We start from the raw sequence: 20552 nt of genomic DNA, 5'->3' as shown, positions 1-20552 counted from the left end.
CTTCTCGCACCGATCTGCATCGAATCTGCTTCGAACCCGCCGGCTTAGTGTGGTTCGGCCCAATCCCGGGCGCGCTGCACCGCGCGCCGCCATGTCGAGAGGCGTTGCTCGCGTTCATCAGCGGACATGACCGGTTCAAAGCGCTTCTGCACCTGCCACTGCGCAGCGATCTCTTCCTTCGAACCCCAGAATTTCACCGCCAGCCCGGCCAGATAGGCCGCGCCCAGTGCGGTGGTTTCGGTCACCACCGGCCGCACCACCGGCACCCCCAGCACATCGGCCTGGAACTGCATCAGCAAGTCGTTGCGCGAAGCGCCGCCGTCCACGCGCAGTTCCGTCAGGCCGATCGCCGCATCCTTCTGCATCGCCTCGAGCACGTCGGCGCTCTGGTACGCGATGCTGGCCAGCGTGGCCCGGGCGATATGTGCCTTCGTGGTGCCCCGGCTGATGCCGACGATGGTCCCGCGCGCATAGGCGTCCCAGTACGGCGCGCCGAGCCCGGCGAATGCCGGAACGACGAACACGCCTCCGGTATCCGGAACGCTGGAGGCCAGCGCCTCGACTTCGTCCGAACCCTTGATGATGCCCAGGCCGTCGCGCAGCCACTGCACGGCGGCGCCCGCGTTGAAGACGCTGCCCTCGAGCATGTAATCGGTCTGCCCGTCGATGGTCCAGCCAACGGTGGTCAGCAGGTTGTTCTTGGAGGTGATCGCCTGTTTGCCGGTGTTCATCAGCATGAAGCAGCCGGTGCCGTAGGTATTCTTCGCCATCCCCGGGCGGTGGCAGGCCTGGCCGAAGGTAGCCGCCTGCTGGTCGCCGGCGATGCCAGCGATCGGGATCGCGCCGCCAAGCAGTTCGGCGCGCGTGCTGCCGAGCACACCGCTGCCGGACACGACATCCGGCAGCAGGCTGCGCGGAATGTCGAGGACGGCAAGCAATTCCTCGTCCCACTGCAGGGTGTGGATATTGAACAGCAGCGTGCGCGAGGCATTGCTGGTGTCGACCACATGCGCGCCGCACAGTTTGTAGATCAGCCAGCAATCGATGGTGCCGAACGCGAGTTCGCCGCGCTCGGCACGGCTTCGCGCGCCGGGGACGTTATCCAGCAGCCATTTGAGCTTGGTGCCGGAAAAGTATGCATCGATGACCAGGCCGGTCTTTTCCTGGAACAGGCCGGACTTGCCCTGCTCGCGCAGGCTGTCGCACAGGCTGGCGGTACGGTGGTCCTGCCAGACGATGGCGTTGGCGATCGGCTCGCCGGTCTTGCGGTCCCACACTACTGTCGTTTCGCGCTGGTTAGTGATGCCGATGGCGGCGATGTCGGCCGCTGTCACGTTGTGCTGCGCGAGTACCTGTCGCGCGACGCTCAATTGGCTCTGCCAGATCTCGCCGGCGTCGTGCTCCACCCAGCCGGACTGCGGGAAAATCTGCCGGAACTCCTGCTGCGCAATGCCCTGCATGCGGCCTTCGCGGTCGAACAGGATGGCGCGCGAACTGGTCGTGCCCTGGTCCAGGGCGAGGATGTATTTGGTCACTGGATCGTCTCCAAGGATGGGTTTCGCTGACGCGCCACCTGCCCTGTGATTCTTTATTGGCTGGTGGGTTTCGCTCCGCTCTGCCCACCCTACGGTTCTATATAAAGGACGGTAGGGTGGGTAGAGCGAAGCGAAACCCACCTATACATCTAGTTTATCGACGATTTGCCGGATCAGTAAGCGCGGCCCTCCTTCCAGGCCTGCAGCAGCTTTTCGTAGGCAATTGTCTCGCCCTTCGGCTTTTCGTTGTCCAGCTTCTTCCAGGGCGCGCCCTTGTCGGACAGCCACTTGTTCGGATCGCCCTTGGCGTTCAGCTTGGGCGGACAAGCCTTCATGCCGGCGCGTTCGAGGCGGGCCATCACCTGGTCCATTTCCTCGGCCAGGTTGTCCATCGCGGCTTGCGGTGTCTTTTCGCCGGTGACTGCAGTAGCGACGTTCTTCCACCACAGCTGCGCCAGCTTCGGATAATCCGGCACGTTGGTTCCGGTCGGCGTCCATGCCACGCGCGCCGGGCTGCGGTAGAACTCGATCAGGCCGCCGAGCTGGTCGGCATGCTTGGTGAAGTAGTCATGCTTGATGTCCGACTCGCGGATGAAGGTCAGTCCGGTGATTGACTTCTTCAGCGACACCGTCTTGGACGTCACGAACTGCGCATACAGCCAGGCACCGGCGCGGCGCTCCGGCGGCGTGGACTTGAAGAAGGTCCATGCGCCCACGTCCTGGTAGCCGTTCTGCATGCCGGTCTTCCAGTACGGACCGTGCGGAGACGGCGCCATGCGCCACTTCGGCTTGCCGTCCGCATGCACCACGGGCAGCCCCGGCTTGATGTAGGACGCGGTGAAGGCGGTGTACCAGAAGATCTGCTGCGCCACTTCGCCCTGCGCCGGCACCGGGCCTGCCTCGGAGAAGGTCATGCCCATGGACTGCTGCGGCGCGTACTTCTTCATCCAGTCGATGTACTTGGTGAGCGCATAGACGGCCGGCGGTGAATTGGTGGCGCCGCCGCGGGATACCGATGCGCCGGCCGGGTTGCACTTGTCCGCCGATACGCGAATGCCCCACTCGTCGACCGGCACGCCGTTGGGAATGCCCTTGTCGGCGGTCCCGGCCATCGACAGCCAGGCGTCGGTGAAGCGCCAGCCCAGCGACGGGTCTTTCTTGCCGTAATCCATGTGGCCGTAGACGCGCTTGCCGTCGATGTTCTTGACGTCGTTGGTGAAGAACTCGGCGATGTCTTCGTAGGCGGACCAGTTGAGCGGCACGCCCAGTTCATAGCCGTACTTGGCCTTGAACTTTTCCTTCAGGTCCTTGCGCTCGAACCAGTCGGCGCGGAACCAGTAGAGGTTGGCGAACTGCTGGTCGGGCAGCTGGTATACCTTGCCGTCCGGCGCGGTGGTGAAGCTGATGCCGATGAAATCCTTCAGGTCGAGGCCGGGGTTGGTGAATTCCTTGCCTTCGCCGGCCATGTAATCGGACAGCGGAATGATCGCGCCATAACGATAGTGCGTGCCGATCAGGTCGGAGTCGGAAATCCAGCCGTCGTAGATGCTCTTGCCGGACTGCATCGAGGTCTGCAGCTTCTCGACCACGTCTCCTTCCTGGATGATGTCGTGCTTGACCTTGATGCCGGTGATCTCCTCGAAGGCCTTGGCCAGCGTCTTCGATTCGTAGACGTGCGTGTCGATGGTTTCGGACACGACATTGATCTCGGTCACGCCCTTCGCCTTGAGCTTGGCGGCGGCATCGATGAACCATTTCAGTTCGTCGAGCTGTTGCTGCTTGCTCAGGCTGGACGGTTGAAATTCCTGGGTAACCCACTTTTCCGCAGCTTTCATGTCAGCCCAGGAAGCCCCTGAAGCCAGCATTGCCGCCGCTGCCAACGCCGTCAGTTTCAGTCTCATATCTCCACCTGTTTTAATGTCTTCCCCCAGCAGGAATGCCCGGCGCGGGGAAGGGTTGCGCCGGGCATCGAAACGCGGGTTTAACCCCAACGCATCACAATCAGCAGCACCAGGAAGCCGACCACCGCGCCGATGGCCTGGTGCATCTCCGTCAGGCCGGCCCACGCGAGGTTCAGGTAGGCAGCGGCCAGCAATCCGATGAACAAGCGGTCACCGCGCGTGGTGCTGATCGGCAGGAAGCCCTGCCGTTCCAGCGTCGGCGATTTCATTTCCCAGATGGTCATGCCGATCAGCATCAGCACGATCACGGTAAAGAAGATGGCCACGGGAGGCGTCCATGCCATCCATCCAAGCAGTTCTCCCATGTCACACCCTCCCCATTGCAAAGCCCTTGGCGATGTAGTGCCGCACGAACCAGATCACCAGCGCGCCCGGCACGATGGTCAGCACGCCGGCGGCCGACAGCACGCCCCAGTCCATGCCGGCGGCGGAGACGGTGCGCGTCATCGTCGCCGCGATCGGTTTGGCATTGACCGAGGTGAGCGTGCGCGCCAGCAGCAACTCCACCCAGCTGAACATGAAGCAGAAGAACATCGTCACACCCACGCCGGACTTGATCATCGGCAGGAAGATCTTCACGAAAAACTTCGGGAAGCTGTAGCCGTCGATGTAGGCCGTCTCGTCGATCTCCTTCGGGATGCCGGACATGAAGCCTTCCAGGATCCAGACCGCGAGCGGCACGTTGAACACCATATGCGCCAGCGCCACCGCGAGGTGGGTATCCATCAGGCCGACCGTCGAGTACAGCTGGAAGAAGGGCAGCAGGAACACCGCCGGCGGCGTCATGCGGTTGGTCAGCAGCCAGAAGAACAGGTGCTTGTCGCCGAGGAAGGAGTAGCGCGAGAACGCATACGCCGCCGGCAAGGCCACCGCCACAGACAGGACCATGTTGATGACGACGTAGAGGATCGAGTTGATATAGCCGTCATACCAGGACGGATCGGTGAAGATCGTCTTGAAGTTGTCGAAGGTGAGGTTGCTCGGCCACATGGTCAGCGCGCCAACGATTTCCTCGTTGGTCTTGAGCGACATGTTGAGCATCCAGTAGATCGGCAGCAGCGACAGCAGCAGGTAAAGCGCGAGGATGGGCCGCGTCAGGGTTTTGCTCATCATTTCTTGTCTCCCGTTCCGACACGTTGCATCCAGTTGTAGAGCACGAAGCAGAACAGCAGGATGATGAGGAAGTAGATCAGCGAGAATGCGGCCGCCGGCCCGAGGTCGAACTGGCCGACTGCCTTCTGCGTCAGGTATTGCGAGAGGAAGGTGGTCGCATTGCCAGGCCCGCCGCCGGTCAGCACGAAGGGTTCGGTATAGATCATGAAGCTGTCCATGAAGCGCAGCAGCACGGCGATCATCAGCACATTGCGCAGCTTGGGTAGCTGGATGAAGCGGAACACCGCCCAGCGCGAGGCGCCGTCGATCTTCGCCGCCTGGTAGTAGGCATCGGGAATCGCGCGCAGGCCGGCGTAGCACAGCAGCACCACCAGCGGCGTCCAGTGCCAGATGTCCATCACCAGTACGGTCACCCAGGCATCGATCGAGTCGCCGGTGTAGTTGTAGCTGATGCCGGCATGGTTCACCGCATAGCCGAGCAGGCCGATGTCGCCGCGGCCGAAGATCTGCCAGATGGTGCCGACCACGTTCCAGGGAATCAGCAGCGGCAAGGCGATCAGCACCAGCGACATCGATGCCTTCCAGCCCTGCGCGGGCATGGTCAGCGCAACCAGGATGCCGAGCGGGATTTCGATCGCCAGCACCGACAACGAGAAAATCATCTGGCGGTACAGCGCGCCATGCAGTTCGCTGTCGCGCATCACCATGCGGAACCATTCCGTGCCGACGAAGACGTGCTGCGTCGGGCCGAGGATGTCCTGCACCGAGTAGTTCACGATGGTCATCAGCGGCAGGATGGCCGAAAAGGCGACGCACAGGATCACCGGAAGGATCAGGAACCAGGCACGGTTGTTATGGGTTTTCATGTCATGCCACCCGCTTGTCGTTGACGTAGTAAAGGGTCCGCTCGGCCGGCAGGCGCAGCCATACCTTGTCACCCGCGGCCGCGCTGAGCTGCCGCAGCTTGGCGGCGATGGTGTGCTCGCCCACGCGGAATTCGGCGAGGTAGTGCGTACCGAGGTTGCGTACCGACGTGACGGTCGCCGGCGTCGTGTCCGGCTGCGGTTCGACCTCGCATTCGACGAATTCCGGACGGATGCCCAGCGTGGTCTTGCCGTCGGCGCCGTCCAGCGCGGCGCTCACCTTGGGCGGCAACGGGATCGTGCTGCCCTCGATGTGCACCGCGCCGCCGTTGATCTTGCAGGGCAGGAGGTTCATGCCCGGATTGCCGATGAAGTAGCCGACGAAGGTATGCGCCGGCTGCTCGAACAATTCCTGCGCCGTGCCCGCCTGCACCACTTCGCCCTGGGTCATCACCACCACCTTGTCGGCGAAGGTCAGCGCTTCCACCTGGTCATGAGTGACGTAGATCAGCGACAGCTTGAGCTCGTGGTGGATCTCCTTGAGCTTGCGGCGCAGCAGCCATTTCAGGTGCGGATCGATCACGGTCAGCGGTTCGTCGAACAGCACCGCCGCGACGTCCGGACGCACCAGTCCGCGGCCCAGCGAAATCTTTTGCTTGGCATCGACGGACAGGCCGCTGGCGCGGTGCTTCAGGTCGCTGCTCAGTTCCAGCATCTCGGCGACCTGCTGCACGCGCTTGTTGATGTCGGCCGTCTTCCAGCCGCGGTTACGCAGCGGGAAGGCGAGGTTGTCGAATACGGTCATCGTGTCGTAGATGACGGGGAACTGGAACACCTGCGCGATGTTGCGCGCCTCGGGCGGCAGCTCGGTCACGTCCTTGCCGTCGAAGAGGACGCGGCCGTGGGAGGGGCGCAGCAAGCCGGAAATGATGTTGAGCAGCGTCGTCTTGCCGCACCCGGAAGGGCCGAGCAGCGCATAGGCTCCGCCGTCGTCCCACTGCATGTTCATCGGGCGCAGCGCGTAGTCCGACGGCTGCGTCGGGTTCGGCCGGTAGGCATGAGCCAGATCAACGAGTTCAATGCGCGCCATGCTTACACTCCAGCCTGAGTCAGTGTCGGTGCAAACAAGAGTTTGCCGTCGGGTGCGTACAGGAACAGGTCGCCGGGCCTGCAGTACAGGCTGCAGCGGGAACCGAGCGCGAGATCGTGCACGCCCGGCAGCTGCGCCACCAGCGCGATGCGGCCGCGGTGCACATGCACATAGGTTTCGGAGCCGCTGATTTCGGCCAGTTCCACTTCGGCCTCGATCGCTACGTCGTCCGGATAGCGCGCGGCGAGCCGCAGGCTGTGCGCCCGCAGGCCGAGTTCGACTTCCTTGTGGCCGGCCGCCTTTTGCATCTGCTCGGGACTGAGTTGCAGCACCAGGCCGCCTCCGAGCTGCGCCATCCCGTTCGCGTCGAGCGTGGCGTGCATCAGGTTGATGGGCGGATCGCTGAAGGTGCGCGCCGCCTGGATGGAACCGGGGGCATTGAAGACATCCAGCGTCGGCCCGCTCTGCAGCAGCCGTCCTTCGTGCAGTACCGCGACCTGCCCGCCTAGCTGCAGGGCTTCGAGCGGTTCCGTCGTGGCATAAACGACCGTCGTCTTCCCTTCCGAGAACAGTTCCGTCAGCTCGTTGCGCAGTTCCTCGCGCAGCTTGTAGTCCAGGTTGACCAGCGGTTCATCCAGCAGCAGCAGGCCGGCTTCCTTGATGAGGGCGCGCGCCATCGCCGTGCGCTGCTGCTGTCCGCCGGACAGCTCGGCCGGAAAGCGTTGCAGGTAAGGTGTGATATGCAGGCGCTCGGCCATCTCGGTCACGCGCTTCTTGATCTCGCTCTCGGGCACGCCCTTGATGCGCAACGGGGAAGCGATGTTGTCGAACACCGTGAACGACGGGTAGTTGATGAATTGCTGGTACACCATGGCGAGATCGCGCTCGCGCACCGACACCCCTGTCACGTCCTGGCCGCCGGCCACGACGCGTCCTTCGGTCGGCTTGTCGAGGCCGGCCATCAGGCGCATCAGGGTCGTCTTGCCGGCCTTGGTCGTTCCCAGCAATACGTTGATTGTCCCCGGTACCAGCGAGATCGATAGCGGGTAGATGTGATCTTCCGCGCCAACTTTCTTGCTGACGTTTTCCAATGCTAGAAGCACGCTGTCTTCCTCCTAAAAATTCTTCTTGTGCGCCCTTGTTGTTTGTTCAGGCGCTGCAGCTTTTTTCGATCCGGTTTCTTGTCCGGATCCAGGCATCAAGCTTGTCCTGTGCATCCCCCGGCAGGTGCAGGCCGAGTTTGCTTCGGCGCCAGAGGATGTCGGCCGCATCCACGGCCCATTCATGCCGCATCAGGTAATCGGCCTCCGCTTCGTACAGGCCGGGCGCGATCTGCTCTCCCATGTCCGCCTCGCGTTTGCGCCCCGCCAGCAACTTGTCGATGCGCGTGCCGTAGGCGCGTGCATAGCGCGTGACGAGGGCGGGCGGCAGGAAGGCATAGCGCTTTTGCATCTCGAGCACGAATTTCTCGTAATCCAGCACCGAGCGATTGGACGGCTTTGCGCCGAACAGGTCGCCGCCGGGCAGGCAGGCGTCTTCCGTCCATGCACCGCGGTGCGATGACAGCAGCGGCGCCAGCATGTCGACCGCCTCTTCCGCCAGCTTGCGGAAGGTGGTGATCTTGCCGCCGAAGACGGACACCAGCGGCGCCCCGCCCGCATCGAGTTCGAGACGGTAATCGCGGGTGACGGCGGAAGCACTCGATGCCTCGTCCTCCACCAGCGGACGGACACCGGAATAGCTCCAGACCACATCGCCGGGCGCGATCCGCTTCCGGAAGTAGCGGCTGGCGAGGTCGCACAGGTAGACGACCTCTTCCCGGTCGATGGCGACCTTGTTGGCATCGCCGTGATATTCGATGTCCGTGGTGCCAATCAGCGTGAAGTCCTGCTCGTACGGAATCGCGAACACGATGCGGCCGTCGGGGTGCTGGAAGATATAGGCGTAGGGATGGTCGAACAGGCGCGGCACGACAATATGGCTGCCCTTGATCAGACGCAGTGCCTTTTCCGACGGGCGCTGCGCGGCGGTCTGCAGGAATTGCGCGGTCCACGGACCCGCGGCGTTCACCAGCGCGCGGGCGCGAACAAGCTTGCGCCGGCCCTGCGCATCAAGCAGTTCGGCCACCCACGCGCCGCCTTCCCGCTTCGCTTCGGTGCAGCGTGTCCGCGTCAGGATGCGCGCGCCCTTCTCGGCCGCATCGACGGCATTGAGGACAACCAGCCGCGCGTCATCCACCCAGCCGTCGGAATAGACGAATCCGCGCGTGAACTCCGGCTTCAGGGGCTTGCCTGCTGCGTGCGCGCGCAGGTCCACCCCGCGCGACCCGGGCAGCAGCTCGCGCCTTGCCAGCGCGTCGTACATGAACAGGCCGGCCCGGATCATCCATTTAGGGCGCTGACCCTTGTCGTGCGGCAGCACGAAACGCAGCGGCCACATGATGTGCGGCGCCGAGCGCAGCAAGACTTCGCGTTCGATCAGCGCCTTGCGCACGAGGTTGAACTCGTAATACTCCAGGTAACGCAGGCCGCCGTGGATGAGCTTGGACGAGGACGAAGAGGTGTGCGAGGCAAGGTCATCCTTTTCACACAGGACGACGGACAGACCGCGTCCGGCGGCGTCGCGCGCAATGCCGGCGCCATTGATGCCCCCGCCGACAACGAGCAGGTCGCATTCGAGGGTGTGCTTGCCGTTTTCCATCCGCTCTCGCCCAAGGAGTAAGTGTTAGTACGGTGCGTCAGGCGCTTAAGATACGACAATACTCGAAACTAATGCAACAATTTTTTCGCTCTTTTATGTTCGTTTGTTTTCGTTTTCAATTATATTGATGGCTTTGCACAGCATGAAGGGGAACGGCTTTGACCCTTAATCCACGTCAAAGGCGGCTGCTGGATACCGTGCGGCAACGCGTCACCATGTCTGTCGAGGAGCTGGCCCAGGAGCTGGGCGTGACGCCGCAGACCGTGCGGCGCGACGTCAAGATGATGGAAGAAGCGAACCTGCTGGCGCGCTACCACGGCGGGGTCGGGCTGCCCTCCTCGGTCGAGAACATCGACTACAGCCTGCGCCAAGGGATGAACAGCGACGCCAAGCGGCGCATTGCCTGCGAAGTCGCGCGGCAGGTGCCGTCGGGCTGCTCCCTGCTGATCAACATCGGCACCACCACCGAAGAAGTCGCCCGGGCACTGATGCACCACCAGGCGCTGCACGTGGTCACCAACAACCTCAACGTGGCCTCCATCCTCTCCGACAATCCGCATTGCGAAGTGATTCTTGCCGGGGGCGTGGTGCGGGGGCGTGACCGCGGCATCGTCGGCGAAGCGACGATCGACTTCATCCGTCAGTTCAAGGTCGACATCGGGATCATCGGCATTTCCAGCATCGAGCCGGACGGCACGCTGCGCGACTACGACCCGCGCGAGGTCAAGGTTGCGCAGGCGATCATCGAGCAGTCGCGCGAGGTATGGCTGGTCGCCGATCACGACAAGTTCGGCCGGCAGGCGCTGGTGCGCATGGCCCATGTGTCGCAGATTGACATGCTGTTTACGGATGCCAGGCCACCAGAGGCGCTGGGGAGGGTGTTGCGGGAGGCGCGGGTGGAGGTGGTGGTGGTGGGTTAGGTGCGCAAAGTTGATGAACGTCGAGCGCATGGTGGGTTTCGCTTCGCTCTACCCACCCTACCGTCCTCTATAAAGAACCGTAGGGTGGGTAGAGCGAAGCGAAACCCACCGGAAACCTCGACTACTTAGCCAAGCTGGCCAAGCATGGTTTCTGCGTTGGAGACTTCAAACTTGCCCGGCTGCTCGATGTTGAGCTGCTTGACGACGCCGTCTTCCACCAGCATCGAGTAGCGCTGCGAGCGAACCCCCATGCCGCGCGCCGTGAGGTCGAATTCCAGGCCGAGCGCCTTGGTGAATTCGGCGCTGCCGTCGGCCATCATGCGCACGATGCCGGTGGCCTTCTGGTCGCGACCCCATGCACCCATGACGAAGGCGTCGTTGACCGAGATGCACCAGATCTCGTCCACGCCCTTTGCCTTGAGCTGGTCTGCGAGGGCGATGTAGCCGGGCACATGCTTGGCCGAGCAGGTCGGCGTGTAGGCGCCGGGGAGACCAAATACGGCAATCTTCTTGCCCTTGGTCAAGTCGCTGACCTTGAAGGTGTTGGGGCCCAGGGAGCAGCCTTCCGATTCGACTTCGATGAATTCCGACAGGGTGCCTTCCGGCAGGCGGTCGCCGATCTTGATGGTCATGGTGTGTCCTCTCTTTTCTTGAGTGCGAAAAAACGCCGCGCGCCGCTGTCACGCGGGGCGCGGCGTCGAGACCGCAGTATGCCTTTTTCTTGCTTTTCTTGCAGTCTTGTCCGAATCAGTCTGCCTGTTTGCGCAGGAAGGCCGGGATGTCGTAGGTTTCCATGCCGTTCTTTTCGAGCGCGCGCACGGTCTCGGATGCCGACTCGCGGCGCCATACCGCCGGCGCCTTCAGGCCGTCGAAGGAGGCCGCCGGCTGGGCTGCGCCCTGGTGCATGCCGGTGTGCTGCATGATCGGCTCGTTGTGCGTGCCGGTGCGCAGGACCGGGGTCTGCACCAGCTGCACGTTCTTGCAGCCGCGGCCGAGACCGGTTGTCACGACAGTGACGCGGATCTCGTCGCCCATGTTCTCGTCATACGCGATGCCTTGCGCGATCGAGGCGTCGGGTGCGGCGAAGGCGCGCACGGTTGCCATGACTTCCTTGATTTCCTTGCCCTTGAGGCTGCGGCTGGCAGTGACGTTGACCAGCACGCCGCGCGCGCCGGAGAGGTCGATGCCGTCCAGCAGCGGGGAAGCCACTGCCTGCTCGGCGGCGATGCGTGCGCGGTCGACGCCGGAAGCGGTCGCGGTGCCCATCATGGCCTTGCCCTGCTCGCCCATGATGGTCTTGACGTCGTTGAAGTCGACGTTGATGTGGCCCGGGACGTTGATGATCTCGGCGATGCCGGCCACGGCGTTGTTCAGCACGTCATCGGCGTGCTGCAGCCATTCCATCATGCTGTCGTCTTCGTAGATGTCTTCCAGCTTCTCGTTGAGGATCACGATCAGGGAATCGACGTGCTGCGACAGTTCTTCCAGGCCGCGCTCGGCGATTTCCATGCACTTCGCGCCCTCGTAGGAGAAGGGCTTGGACACCACGGCGACGGTCAGCGCGCCGAGCTGCTTGGCCACTTCCGCGACGACAGGTGCGGCGCCGGTACCCGTGCCGCCGCCCATGCCGGCAGCGATGAATACCATGTGCGCGCCGCGCAGCGCGTCTTCGATGCGCTGGCGGGATTCCTCGGCCAGCTGGCGGCCCACGTCAGGCTTCATGCCGGCGCCCAGGCCGGAGTCGCCGATCTGGATGATATTGTTGGCCTTGGACTGCTGCAGTGCCTGGGCATCGGTATTGGCGGCGATGAACTCCACGCCGGCCACGCCCTTGTTGATCATGTGCTGCACTGCATTGCCCCCTGCACCGCCCACGCCGACAACCTTGATCACGGTGCCGAGATTCGCGTTATCGATCATATCGATTTCCATGACAGTTTTACTCCCTTAGATGAAGCAGTTTTCAGTCGATAGTCACCACGCTATGGGGCGACTAGCAACTGCAAACTGCGGTTGATACACGATTATTAAAATTTTTACTGCTTAGAAATTGCCCAGGAACCACTCTTTCATCCGCTGCCATACCGCCTTCACCGAACCATCCTGGCGAGTGACGATGTGGCCGCGCAGGTACTGCTTCTTCGCTTCCAGCAACAAGCCCAACACAGTCGAATAGCGCGGGCTGCGCACCACGTCCGCCAGCTGCCCGCTGTACTCCGGCACGCCGAGGCGTGTGGGCTTGAGGAAGATGTCTTCGGCCAGCTCCACCATCCCCGGCATCATTGCGGTGCCGCCGGTGATGACGATGCCGGACGACAGCACCTCTTCGTAGCCCGACTCGCGCACCACCTGGTGCACGAGGGCGAACAATTCTTCGACGCGCGGTTCGATCACCGCCGCCAGCGCCTGGCGCGACAGGGTGCGCGGGCCGCGATCGCCGAGGCCGGGCACTTCCAGCGTCTCGCCCGGATCGGCCAGCACCTGCTTGGCGACGCCGTAACGCAGCTTGATCTCTTCCGCTTCCGCGGTCGGCGTGCGCAGCGCCATCGCGATGTCGTTGGTGATCTGGTCGCCGGCGATGGGGATCACTGCGGTGTGGCGGATCGCGCCTTCGGTGAAGATCGCCACATCGGTCGTGCCGCCGCCGATGTCGACCAGCACCACGCCGAGTTCCTTTTCGTCGGCGGTCAGCACGGCATCGGCCGATGCCATCGGCTGGAGGATCAGGTCGGATACTTCAAGGCCGCAGCGGCGCACGCACTTGACGATGTTCTGCACCGCCGAGACCGCGCCGGTAACGATATGCACCTTCACTTCGAGGCGGATGCCGCTCATGCCGATCGGCTCGCGCACGTCTTCCTGGCTGTCGACGATGAATTCCTGCGGGACCGTGTGCAGCAGCTGCTGGTCGGTCGGGATGTTCACCGCCTTGGCGGTCTCGATCACGCGCGCGACGTCGGTGGCCGTCACTTCCTTGTCCTTGATCGCGACCATGCCGCTGGAATTGAAGCTGCGGATATGGCTGCCTGCGATCCCGGTATAGACGTTCTTGATCTTGCAGTCGGCCATCAGCTCGGCTTCTTCGAGCGCGCGCTGGATCGATTCGACCGTCGCCTCGATGTTGACCACCACGCCCTTTTTCAGCCCCTTGGACTCGTGCTGGCCCAGCCCGATGACCTCGTGCCTGCCGTTCGGCATCACTTCGGCCACCACAGCAACCACCTTGGAGGTGCCGATGTCGAGGCCGACGATCAGGTTTTTCGCGTCTTTTGTCATGTCGTTTCGCTTACTTTTTTTTGCCTTCGATACCGAACTTCAATCCTGTTGCCTTCAACGCCAATCCATTCGGGTAACGCATATCCACACTTTCAATCCTGTCCTGCAACCGCGTGACCAGTTGCGGATAAATCTTCACCAGCCTGTCGACGCGGTCTTTCAGGGTGGCGCTGTTGGCCTCCCGCCCCAGTTCGACCGTCATGCCGTTGTCCAGCCGGACGCTCCAGGCGTAGCGGCTGGATAGCCGCACTGCCTCGGGCGCCAGACTGACCGGCTTGAACCAGTCCTGCAGCTCGCGGTAGCGCGCGACGACTTCCTTCGCGCTGCCTTCCGGTCCGTCGAACGCGGCCAGCTCGCCGTCTTCCTCGGCCTCGGCGAGGTTGGCGGTGAACACATCCCCTTTCACCGACAGCAGCCTGCCGTCCTCGCCCCAGGTGCCCAGCGGCTGGTGCTCTTCCACTGTCACGATCAGCTTGTTCGGCCATTCGCGCCGCACCGACGCCTTGCGCACCCAGGGCACCGCTTCGAAGGCCACGCGAACCGTATCGAGGTTCGCGGTGAAGAAGTTGCCCTTGATGCGCGGCAGCGCTGCGGTACGCACCGTGGATGCATTAACGTGTCGCAGCGCGGTTTCGCTGACGCCCTCGACACGAATTGTCTTGAGCGTGAACATCGGCCGCTGCGCCACCCACCACAGGCCGGACGCAAGCAGGCTCAGCACCAGCACGCCGAGCAGGGCGTTGGTGGTTGCATTGAGCATGCGTACGTCGTGCCACATCGTCGTTCGCTCTTCCCTTACGTCGGCGTCCAGTCCTTGCCCGGCTTCAGGTCAAGGTCGGCGGAACGCAAAATTTCCACGCACAAGTCTTCATAGCTGACGCCGGAGGCCTTCGCCGACATCGGCACCAGCGAATGGCCGGTCATGCCCGGAGAAGTGTTGATCTCCAGCAGGAAGGGCTCGTTGTCGGCAGCGCGCAGCATGAAGTCCACGCGCGCCCAGCCGGACGATCCCACGGCGTTGTACGCGCGCACCGCCAGCGACTGGATGCGCTTGGTCAGTTCTTCGTCCAGCGGCGCCGGGCAGAGGTACTGCGTGTCGTCGCTGAAATACTTGTGCTCGTAGTCGTAGTTGCCCTGCGGCGCGCAGATCTCCACAATCGGCAGCGCGCGCGCCGTGCGGCCCTTGCCCAGCACCGGCACCGTCAGCTCGCGTCCGGTGATGAATTCCTCGGCCAGTACCACGTCGTCGTACTTCGCGCAGTGCTCGAAGCCGGCCTGCAGCGCGGCGCCGTCGATGACCTTGCTGATGCCGATGGTCGAGCCTTCATGCGGCGCCTTCAGCATCACCGGCAGGCCGAGCTCGTCCGGCACCTTGCGCAGCTCTTCCGGCGTCGCCTCGACCGAGTCGAGCACGATGAAGCGCGGCGTCGGCAGGCCGTGGTTCAGCCAGATGCGCTTGGTCATCACCTTGTCCATGCCGATGGACGAGGCCATCACGCCGGAACCGGTGTACGGAATGCCGAGCTGTTCCAGCACGCCTTGCAGCGTGCCGTCTTCGCCGAAGCGGCCGTGCAGCGCGATGAATACGCGGTCGAACTTTTCCGCGGCCAGCTCGGCGAGGCTGCGCTGCGCCGGGTCGAAACCGTGCGCGTCGACGCCCTTGCTCTGCAGTGCCTTCAGCACGCCGCCGCCCGACATCAGCGAAACCTCGCGCTCGGCGGAGCGCCCGCCGTACAGCACGCCGACTTTTCCAAACTCTTTTTTCAAATCCGTGTTGCTCATGTTGAATCCTGCTTCAGCTCGTTTGAGCCAGTTTTCCCGGCACGCCGCTGATCGAACCGGCGCCCATGGTGATGACGACATCCCCATCCTTGGCCATGTCCATGATCGTCGACGGCATATCGGCAATGTCTTCCACGAAGATCGGTTCCACCTTGCCGAGCACGCGCAGCGCATGAGCGAGCGCGCGGCCGTCGGCGGCCACGATCGGTTGTTCGCCGGCCGGGTAGACCTCGGCCAGCACCAGTGCGTCCACCGAGGACATGACTTTCACGAAGTCCTCGAACAGGTCGCGGGTACGGGTGTAACGGTGCGGCTGGAAGGCCAGCACGATGCGCCGGCCCGGATAGGCGCCGCGCGCGGCGGATAGCGTCGCCGCCATTTCCACCGGGTGGTGGCCGTAATCGTCGACCAGCGCAAAGCTGCCGCCGGCCGGCAGCTTGATGTCGCCGTAACGGGTGAAGCGGCGGCCCACGCCGTTGAACTCGCGCAGCGCTTTCTGCGTCGCGGCGTCGTCCACGCCCAGTTCGCGCGCGATGGCAATCGCGGCGCAGGCGTTCTGCACGTTGTGCATGCCGGGCTGGTTCAGGTGTACGTGCAGCGGCGGATATTCTTCCTGCAGCACGGTGAACTCCATGTGGCCGTCCACTGCCTTCGCATCGACCGCGCGCACCTGGGCTTCTTCGTGGAAGCCGTAGGTGAGGATGGGCTTGGAGATGAAGGGCATGATCTCGCGCACGTTCGGGTCGTCGATGCAGACCATGACGACGCCGTAGAACGGAAGGCGCTGCGTGAACTCGACGAAGGCCTGCTTCAGCTTGGCGAAGCTGTGGTCATAGGTCTCCATGTGGTCGGCATCGATGTTGGTGATGACTTCGATGCACGGCGACAGGTTGAGGAAGGAGGCGTCCGACTCGTCGGCTTCGGCGACGATGAAATCGCCCGCGCCGAGTTTCGCATTGGCGCCGGCGCTGTTGAGGCGGCCGCCGATGACGAAGGTGGGGTCCAGCCCGCCCTCGGCCAGCACGCTGGCGACGAGGCTGGTGGTGGTGGTCTTGCCGTGGGTGCCGGCGATCGCGATGCCCTGCTTGAGGCGCATCAGTTCGGCCAGCATGATGGCGCGCGGCACGATCGGAATGTGCTTGGCGCGCGCGGCGATCACTTCGGGATTGTCGCCCTTGACCGCGGTCGAGGTGACGATGGCATCCGCTCCCTGGATATTCTCCGCCGCGTGGCCGAAGGTGATCTTGGCGCCGCGCTCGGCCAGACGCTGGGTCGCAGCGTTGCTGGACAGGTCGGAACCGGAGATCGTGTAGCCGAGGTTGAGCAGCACCTCCGCGATGCCGCTCATGCCCGAACCGCCGATGCCGACGAAGTGGATGTTCTTGACTTTGTGTTTCATTCTATTTCGCTAATTCTTCCAGTACGTTCGCAATCGTTTCGTTCGCCTGGCGTCTTCCGATACCATGCGCCGCCTCTGCCATCGTCCTGCATTCCTCGCGGGTGAGCGACTGCAGCAGTTGCGCCACCCGTTCCGGTTTCAATTCTCCCTGCGGCAGATGCACTGCCGCCTTCTGCTTCGCCATCCACTGCGCGTTGTCGCGCTGATGGGAAGTGGTCGACGCCACCAGCGGCACGAGCACGCTGGCCACGCCGGCGGCCGTCAGCTCCGACACGGTGATCGCGCCGGCACGGCAGATCACGAGGTCGGCTTCCGCGTATCGGCGCGGCATGTCGTCGATGAAATCCACGACTTCCGCCTGTACCTGCGCATCGGCATAGGCCTTGCGCAGGACATCGATGTGCTGCTTGCCGGACTGGTGCGTGACGACCGGGCGAATGTTCGCGGGAATCCGCGCGAGCGCCGCGGGCATGCACTCGTTCAATACTTTCGCGCCGAGGCTGCCGCCGACGATCAGCAGGCGCAGCGGGCCGGTTCGCGCCGCATAACGCTGGGCCGGCGGGGCGACCTCGATGATTTCCTTGCGCACGGGATTGCCGGTGACCAGCGCCTTCGACGCCGCGCTGCCGAAATCCGCCGGGAAGCCGAACAGCACGCGCTGCGCCACCGGCGCCAGCGTCTTGTTCGACAGCAGCAGTGCCGCATCGGCGTTGACGAGCACCAGCGGCACGCCGCGCGCCTTGGCCATCATGCCGCCGGGCACGGTCACGTAGCCGCCCATGCCGAGCACCACGTCCGGCTTGCGTCGGCCGATGATGCTGAAACAGGAGACAAACGCGCGGGCCATCTTCAATATGCCGCGCGCGGTATGCATCAAGCCCTTGCCGCGCACACCGGCGAAGTCGATCGAATCCATCTCGATCCTATGCTTTGGCACGATGTCGCGCTCCATGCCGTGCATGGTGCCGAGCCAGGAAACCTGCCAGCCGCGCGCCTGCATCGTCTGGGCGATGGCGAGGCCGGGGAAGATGTGACCGCCGGTACCGGCCGCCATGATCAGGAGGCGCTTCATATGCGGCCTCCCCTCATGAGAACGCGATTCTCATAATCAATACGCAGAAGAATGGCGAGCCCCACACAGTTGATCAGTACACCCGAGCCGCCATAACTCATCAGCGGCAAGGTCAGTCCTTTGGTCGGCAGCAAACCGAGGTTCACACCCATGTTGATGAATGCCTGCACGCCGATCCAGATGCCGATGCCCTTGGCCGCGAGTCCGGCGAAGGTCAGGTCCATCGCGATCGCCTGGCGGCCGATTTCGAAGGAACGCTTGACGATCCAGTAGAACATGGCGACGACGACCAGCACGCCGGCAAAGCCGAGTTCCTCTCCGATCACCGCCAGCAGGAAGTCGGTGTGCGCTTCCGGCAGGTAGTGCAGCTTCTCGACGCTGCCGCCGAGGCCGACGCCGAACAGTTCGCCGCGCCCGAAGGCGATCAGGGAATGCGAGAGCTGGTATGCCTTGCCGAGCGCGTTCTCTTCTTCCCACGGATTGAGATAGGCGAAGATGCGCTCGCGCCGCCAGGGCGAGAGCAGGATCACCATGCTGAAGATGCCGACCAGCGTGGCGCCGATGCCGCCGAACCAAATGCCGTTGATGCCGCCCAGGAACAGGATGCCCATGGCGATACAGACGATTACGCCGAAGGCGCCGAGGTCCGGTTCGAGCAGGAGCAGCAGGCCGACGAAGCCGATGGCGGCGGTCATGGGCAGGAAGCCCTTGGTCAGCTTGTGCATCACTTCCTGCTTGCGCACCGTGTAGTCGGCGGCGTACAGCACGACGAACAGCTTCATCAATTCCGAAGGCTGCAGGTTGAATACCTTGAACGATAGCCAGCGGCGTGCGCCGTTGACACCCTTGCCGATGCCCGGAACCAGGACCAGGGCGAGCAGGACCAGCGTGGCAACGAAGAGGTAAGGCGCGAGCTTCTGCCAGGTTTCGATGCGCACGCGGAAGGCGAGCAGGCCGGCCACCAGGGCGGCGCCGATGTAGACGGCCTGCCGCACCAGGAAGTGCGTATTCTTGTAGTTCGCGTACTTCGGCGAATCCGGCAGCGCGATCGATGCGGAGTACACCATCACCATCCCGAACAGCATCAGGAGCACGACCACCCACACCAGGGGCTGGTCATACTCCATCATCTTCGAACGCTGCACGACGCCGGGCAGCGGCGCGCTTGACGACGAAGACGAGAAGGATGGCAGCGCAAATTTCATGCGATCACCTCGCCGCGGGACAGGGCCACCTCGCGCACGGCGTCGACGAAGACTTGCGCGCGATGGGCGTAGTTCCTGAACATGTCGAGGCTGGCGCAGGCGGGCGACAGCAGCACGGCGTCGCCCGTTTGCGCGAGGTCGGCCGCCTTCTGCACGGCTTCTTCCAGCGAGGAGCAATCGGTCAGTTCGACTCCGGTGTTCGCAAGCGCAGCGCGGATGGCAGCCGCGTCCTTGCCGATCAGGAGTACTGAACGGGCATACTTGGCAACCGGCTCGGCCAGCGGAGCGAAATCCTGCCGCTTGCCGTCGCCGCCGGCGATCAGCACGAGGCGGCCGGTGCTGCCCGCGCTGCCGATCTCCGGGCCGAGGCCGTTGAGTGCGGCCACGGTCGCGCCGACATTCGTGCCCTTGCTGTCATCGTAGTAGTCGACACCGCCGATGTTGGCCACCAGCTCGACGCGATGCGGCTCGCCGCGGTATTCGCGCAGGGCGTGCAGCAGCGGCGCCAGCGGCAGGCCGATCGCGCGGCACAGCGCCAGCGCGGCCAGGGAGTTCACGGCATTGTGCAGGCCGCGGATCTTGAGGGCGTCGACCGGCATCAGGTGCTTGACCATGACCGGCACGGGCGCGGTGTCTTTCTTGCGGCGCGGCTTTTCCCCTTCGTCGAGGGCGATCGCGGTGCTGAGCCAGTGGATGCCGTTTTCATTGACCAGGCCGAAGCAATCCGGCTGCGACGGTTCGTCGACGCCGAAGCTGATGCACTGGGCCAGCGGCGATGCCATCTGCATTACGCGGACGTCATCCCGGTTCAGCAGGCGAACCGTCCGTGCACCGAAGATACGCGCCTTGTCGGCGGCGTAGTCGTCCATGCTGCCGTGCCAGTCGAGATGATCCTGGGTGACGTTGAGCACGGTTGCGGCATCGGCCTGCAGGCTGAACGTGGTATGCAGCTGGAAGCTCGACAGTTCGAGCACCCAGGCCTGCGGCAGCTCGTCGTTGTCGAGCGCATTGCGCAGCACGTCCAGCGCCGCCGGGCTGATATTGCCGGCCACGACGGTCTTCAAACCGGCACGGCGGCACAGCAGGCCGGTCAGGCTGGTGACCGTGGTCTTGCCGTTGGTGCCGGTGATGGCAACGACTTTCGGTGTGTAGGCGCGTGCGACGCGCAGGGCAGCGAGCGCCTGTGCGAACAGTTCGATCTCGCCCCACAACGGAATATTCTTTTCGGCGGCGGCCGGGATGATTTCCGCCAGCTCGCGGTTGGGCGCAAGCCCGGGGCTGACGGCGATGAAATCGATGGCGTCCAGCAGGACGGCGGTGAATGCGCCGCCGATGAACTCCGCGCCCGGAATCGCTTCGCGCAACGCAGGCAGGCGCTCCGGCTCGGTGCGCGTATCGGCGACGCGCACGGCGACGCCGAATCGGGCGAGCCAGCGCGCCATCGCCAGGCCGGATTCGCCCAGGCCGAGCACGAGCACGCGCTTGCCTTCGTAGGCCAGGCTCTCTTCCAGGGTCACCGACGGTGCGGGCGGCGTCTCTTCAATGACGGCGTCGGCTGCCGTCGCTTCTTCTTCGGCAGCCGGCTCGTCCATTAGTGGGTCAACGCCGGCAGCGGCGTCGGCAACGCGCTCGTCGA

The 20552-nt window shown here is 63.8% G+C and carries 18 protein-coding genes; 1 reads left to right on the top strand and 17 read right to left on the bottom strand.

Features of this window, described 5'->3' with window-relative positions:
- Window positions 1-44: 44 nt before the first annotated feature.
- From glpK to glpD, 8 genes are all read right to left on the bottom strand, one after another.
- Window positions 45-1535, bottom strand: coding sequence for a glycerol kinase GlpK (gene glpK / locus VFF99_RS12955; RefSeq protein WP_325018504.1), 1491 nt, complete (start codon window positions 1533-1535; stop codon window positions 45-47).
- Window positions 1536-1708: 173 nt separating this feature from the next.
- Complete coding sequence (locus VFF99_RS12950) at window positions 1709-3436, bottom strand: ABC transporter substrate-binding protein (protein WP_325018503.1); 1728 nt, start codon at window positions 3434-3436, stop codon at window positions 1709-1711.
- Between the two features lie 80 nt (window positions 3437-3516).
- Window positions 3517-3801, bottom strand: coding sequence for a DUF2160 domain-containing protein (locus VFF99_RS12945; protein WP_325018502.1), 285 nt, complete (start codon window positions 3799-3801; stop codon window positions 3517-3519).
- Window position 3802: 1 nt separating this feature from the next.
- Complete coding sequence (locus VFF99_RS12940) at window positions 3803-4609, bottom strand: carbohydrate ABC transporter permease (protein ID WP_325018501.1); 807 nt, start codon at window positions 4607-4609, stop codon at window positions 3803-3805.
- Entirely contained in the window at window positions 4606-5475 is an 870-nt protein-coding gene (locus VFF99_RS12935) for a sugar ABC transporter permease (protein WP_325018499.1), read from the bottom strand. The genes VFF99_RS12940 and VFF99_RS12935 overlap by 4 nt, the downstream gene beginning before the upstream one ends.
- 1 nt (window position 5476) lies before the next feature.
- Entirely contained in the window at window positions 5477-6562 is a 1086-nt protein-coding gene (locus VFF99_RS12930; RefSeq protein WP_325018497.1) for an ABC transporter ATP-binding protein, read from the bottom strand.
- A 2-nt stretch (window positions 6563-6564) separates the two neighbouring features.
- On the bottom strand, window positions 6565-7665 hold the full coding sequence (locus VFF99_RS12925; RefSeq protein WP_325018495.1) for an ABC transporter ATP-binding protein: 1101 nt from the start codon (window positions 7663-7665) through the stop codon (window positions 6565-6567).
- 46 nt (window positions 7666-7711) lie between these two features.
- Window positions 7712-9262 (bottom strand): glycerol-3-phosphate dehydrogenase, encoded by a 1551-nt coding sequence (gene glpD, locus VFF99_RS12920; protein WP_325018493.1) that lies wholly within the window; start codon window positions 9260-9262, stop codon window positions 7712-7714.
- Window positions 9263-9420: 158 nt separating this feature from the next.
- Here glpD and VFF99_RS12915 point away from each other — a divergent pair, with 158 nt between their 5' ends.
- Window positions 9421-10182 carry a DeoR/GlpR family DNA-binding transcription regulator gene (locus VFF99_RS12915; RefSeq protein WP_325018492.1) on the top strand — a complete coding sequence of 254 codons (762 nt, stop codon included), beginning with the start codon at window positions 9421-9423 and terminating at the stop codon, window positions 10180-10182.
- Window positions 10183-10307: 125 nt separating this feature from the next.
- Here VFF99_RS12915 and VFF99_RS12910 read toward each other — a convergent pair whose 3' ends face one another.
- The 9 genes from VFF99_RS12910 to murD all read right to left on the bottom strand — a co-directional run bounded on the left by VFF99_RS12910 (window position 10308) and on the right by murD (window position 20415).
- Entirely contained in the window at window positions 10308-10814 is a 507-nt protein-coding gene (locus VFF99_RS12910) for a peroxiredoxin (RefSeq protein ID WP_325018490.1), read from the bottom strand.
- A 115-nt stretch (window positions 10815-10929) separates the two neighbouring features.
- Entirely contained in the window at window positions 10930-12114 is a 1185-nt protein-coding gene (gene ftsZ / locus VFF99_RS12905; protein WP_325018488.1) for a cell division protein FtsZ, read from the bottom strand.
- 111 nt (window positions 12115-12225) lie between these two features.
- On the bottom strand, window positions 12226-13458 hold the full coding sequence (gene ftsA, locus VFF99_RS12900; RefSeq protein ID WP_325018485.1) for a cell division protein FtsA: 1233 nt from the start codon (window positions 13456-13458) through the stop codon (window positions 12226-12228).
- A 10-nt stretch (window positions 13459-13468) separates the two neighbouring features.
- Window positions 13469-14236 carry a cell division protein FtsQ/DivIB gene (locus tag VFF99_RS12895; RefSeq protein ID WP_325018484.1) on the bottom strand — a complete coding sequence of 256 codons (768 nt, stop codon included), beginning with the start codon at window positions 14234-14236 and terminating at the stop codon, window positions 13469-13471.
- A 17-nt stretch (window positions 14237-14253) separates the two neighbouring features.
- Window positions 14254-15240, bottom strand: coding sequence for a D-alanine--D-alanine ligase (locus VFF99_RS12890; protein WP_325018482.1), 987 nt, complete (start codon window positions 15238-15240; stop codon window positions 14254-14256).
- 13 nt (window positions 15241-15253) lie between these two features.
- On the bottom strand, window positions 15254-16639 hold the full coding sequence (murC, locus tag VFF99_RS12885; RefSeq protein WP_325018480.1) for a UDP-N-acetylmuramate--L-alanine ligase: 1386 nt from the start codon (window positions 16637-16639) through the stop codon (window positions 15254-15256).
- Between the two features lies 1 nt (window position 16640).
- Window positions 16641-17711 carry an undecaprenyldiphospho-muramoylpentapeptide beta-N-acetylglucosaminyltransferase gene (gene murG, locus VFF99_RS12880; RefSeq protein ID WP_325018478.1) on the bottom strand — a complete coding sequence of 357 codons (1071 nt, stop codon included), beginning with the start codon at window positions 17709-17711 and terminating at the stop codon, window positions 16641-16643.
- On the bottom strand, window positions 17708-18916 hold the full coding sequence (ftsW, locus tag VFF99_RS12875) for a putative lipid II flippase FtsW (protein ID WP_325018476.1): 1209 nt from the start codon (window positions 18914-18916) through the stop codon (window positions 17708-17710). The genes murG and ftsW overlap by 4 nt, the downstream gene beginning before the upstream one ends.
- Complete coding sequence (gene murD / locus VFF99_RS12870) at window positions 18913-20415, bottom strand: UDP-N-acetylmuramoyl-L-alanine--D-glutamate ligase (protein WP_325018528.1); 1503 nt, start codon at window positions 20413-20415, stop codon at window positions 18913-18915. The genes ftsW and murD overlap by 4 nt, the downstream gene beginning before the upstream one ends.
- Window positions 20416-20552: the final 137 nt, after the last annotated feature.

The sequence above is a fragment of the Noviherbaspirillum sp. genome (assembly GCF_035654295.1).
GTDB lineage: Bacteria > Pseudomonadota > Gammaproteobacteria > Burkholderiales > Burkholderiaceae_D > Noviherbaspirillum.
The sequence above is the reverse complement of the archived record's forward strand: the minus strand, read 5'-3'. Positions and strand labels throughout refer to the sequence as shown.

What these genes read in the sequence shown, in the direction of transcription:
- VFF99_RS12935 (WP_325018499.1), bottom strand. Translation starts at nt 5,475, where the DNA reads ATGAAAACCCATAACAACCGTGCCTGGTTCCTGATCCTTCCGGTGATC.
- glpD (WP_325018493.1), bottom strand. Translation starts at nt 9,262, where the DNA reads ATGGAAAACGGCAAGCACACCCTCGAATGCGACCTGCTCGTTGTCGGC.
- ftsW (WP_325018476.1), bottom strand. Translation starts at nt 18,916, where the DNA reads ATGAAATTTGCGCTGCCATCCTTCTCGTCTTCGTCGTCAAGCGCGCCG.
- VFF99_RS12940 (WP_325018501.1), bottom strand. Translation starts at nt 4,609, where the DNA reads ATGATGAGCAAAACCCTGACGCGGCCCATCCTCGCGCTTTACCTGCTG.
- ftsA (WP_325018485.1), bottom strand. Translation starts at nt 13,458, where the DNA reads ATGACAAAAGACGCGAAAAACCTGATCGTCGGCCTCGACATCGGCACC.
- VFF99_RS12945 (WP_325018502.1), bottom strand. Translation starts at nt 3,801, where the DNA reads ATGGGAGAACTGCTTGGATGGATGGCATGGACGCCTCCCGTGGCCATC.
- ftsZ (WP_325018488.1), bottom strand. Translation starts at nt 12,114, where the DNA reads ATGGAAATCGATATGATCGATAACGCGAATCTCGGCACCGTGATCAAG.
- murC (WP_325018480.1), bottom strand. Translation starts at nt 16,639, where the DNA reads ATGAAACACAAAGTCAAGAACATCCACTTCGTCGGCATCGGCGGTTCG.
- VFF99_RS12895 (WP_325018484.1), bottom strand. Translation starts at nt 14,236, where the DNA reads ATGTGGCACGACGTACGCATGCTCAATGCAACCACCAACGCCCTGCTC.
- VFF99_RS12950 (WP_325018503.1), bottom strand. Translation starts at nt 3,436, where the DNA reads ATGAGACTGAAACTGACGGCGTTGGCAGCGGCGGCAATGCTGGCTTCA.
- VFF99_RS12910 (WP_325018490.1), bottom strand. Translation starts at nt 10,814, where the DNA reads ATGACCATCAAGATCGGCGACCGCCTGCCGGAAGGCACCCTGTCGGAA.
- VFF99_RS12890 (WP_325018482.1), bottom strand. Translation starts at nt 15,240, where the DNA reads ATGAGCAACACGGATTTGAAAAAAGAGTTTGGAAAAGTCGGCGTGCTG.
- murG (WP_325018478.1), bottom strand. Translation starts at nt 17,711, where the DNA reads ATGAAGCGCCTCCTGATCATGGCGGCCGGTACCGGCGGTCACATCTTC.
- VFF99_RS12930 (WP_325018497.1), bottom strand. Translation starts at nt 6,562, where the DNA reads ATGGCGCGCATTGAACTCGTTGATCTGGCTCATGCCTACCGGCCGAAC.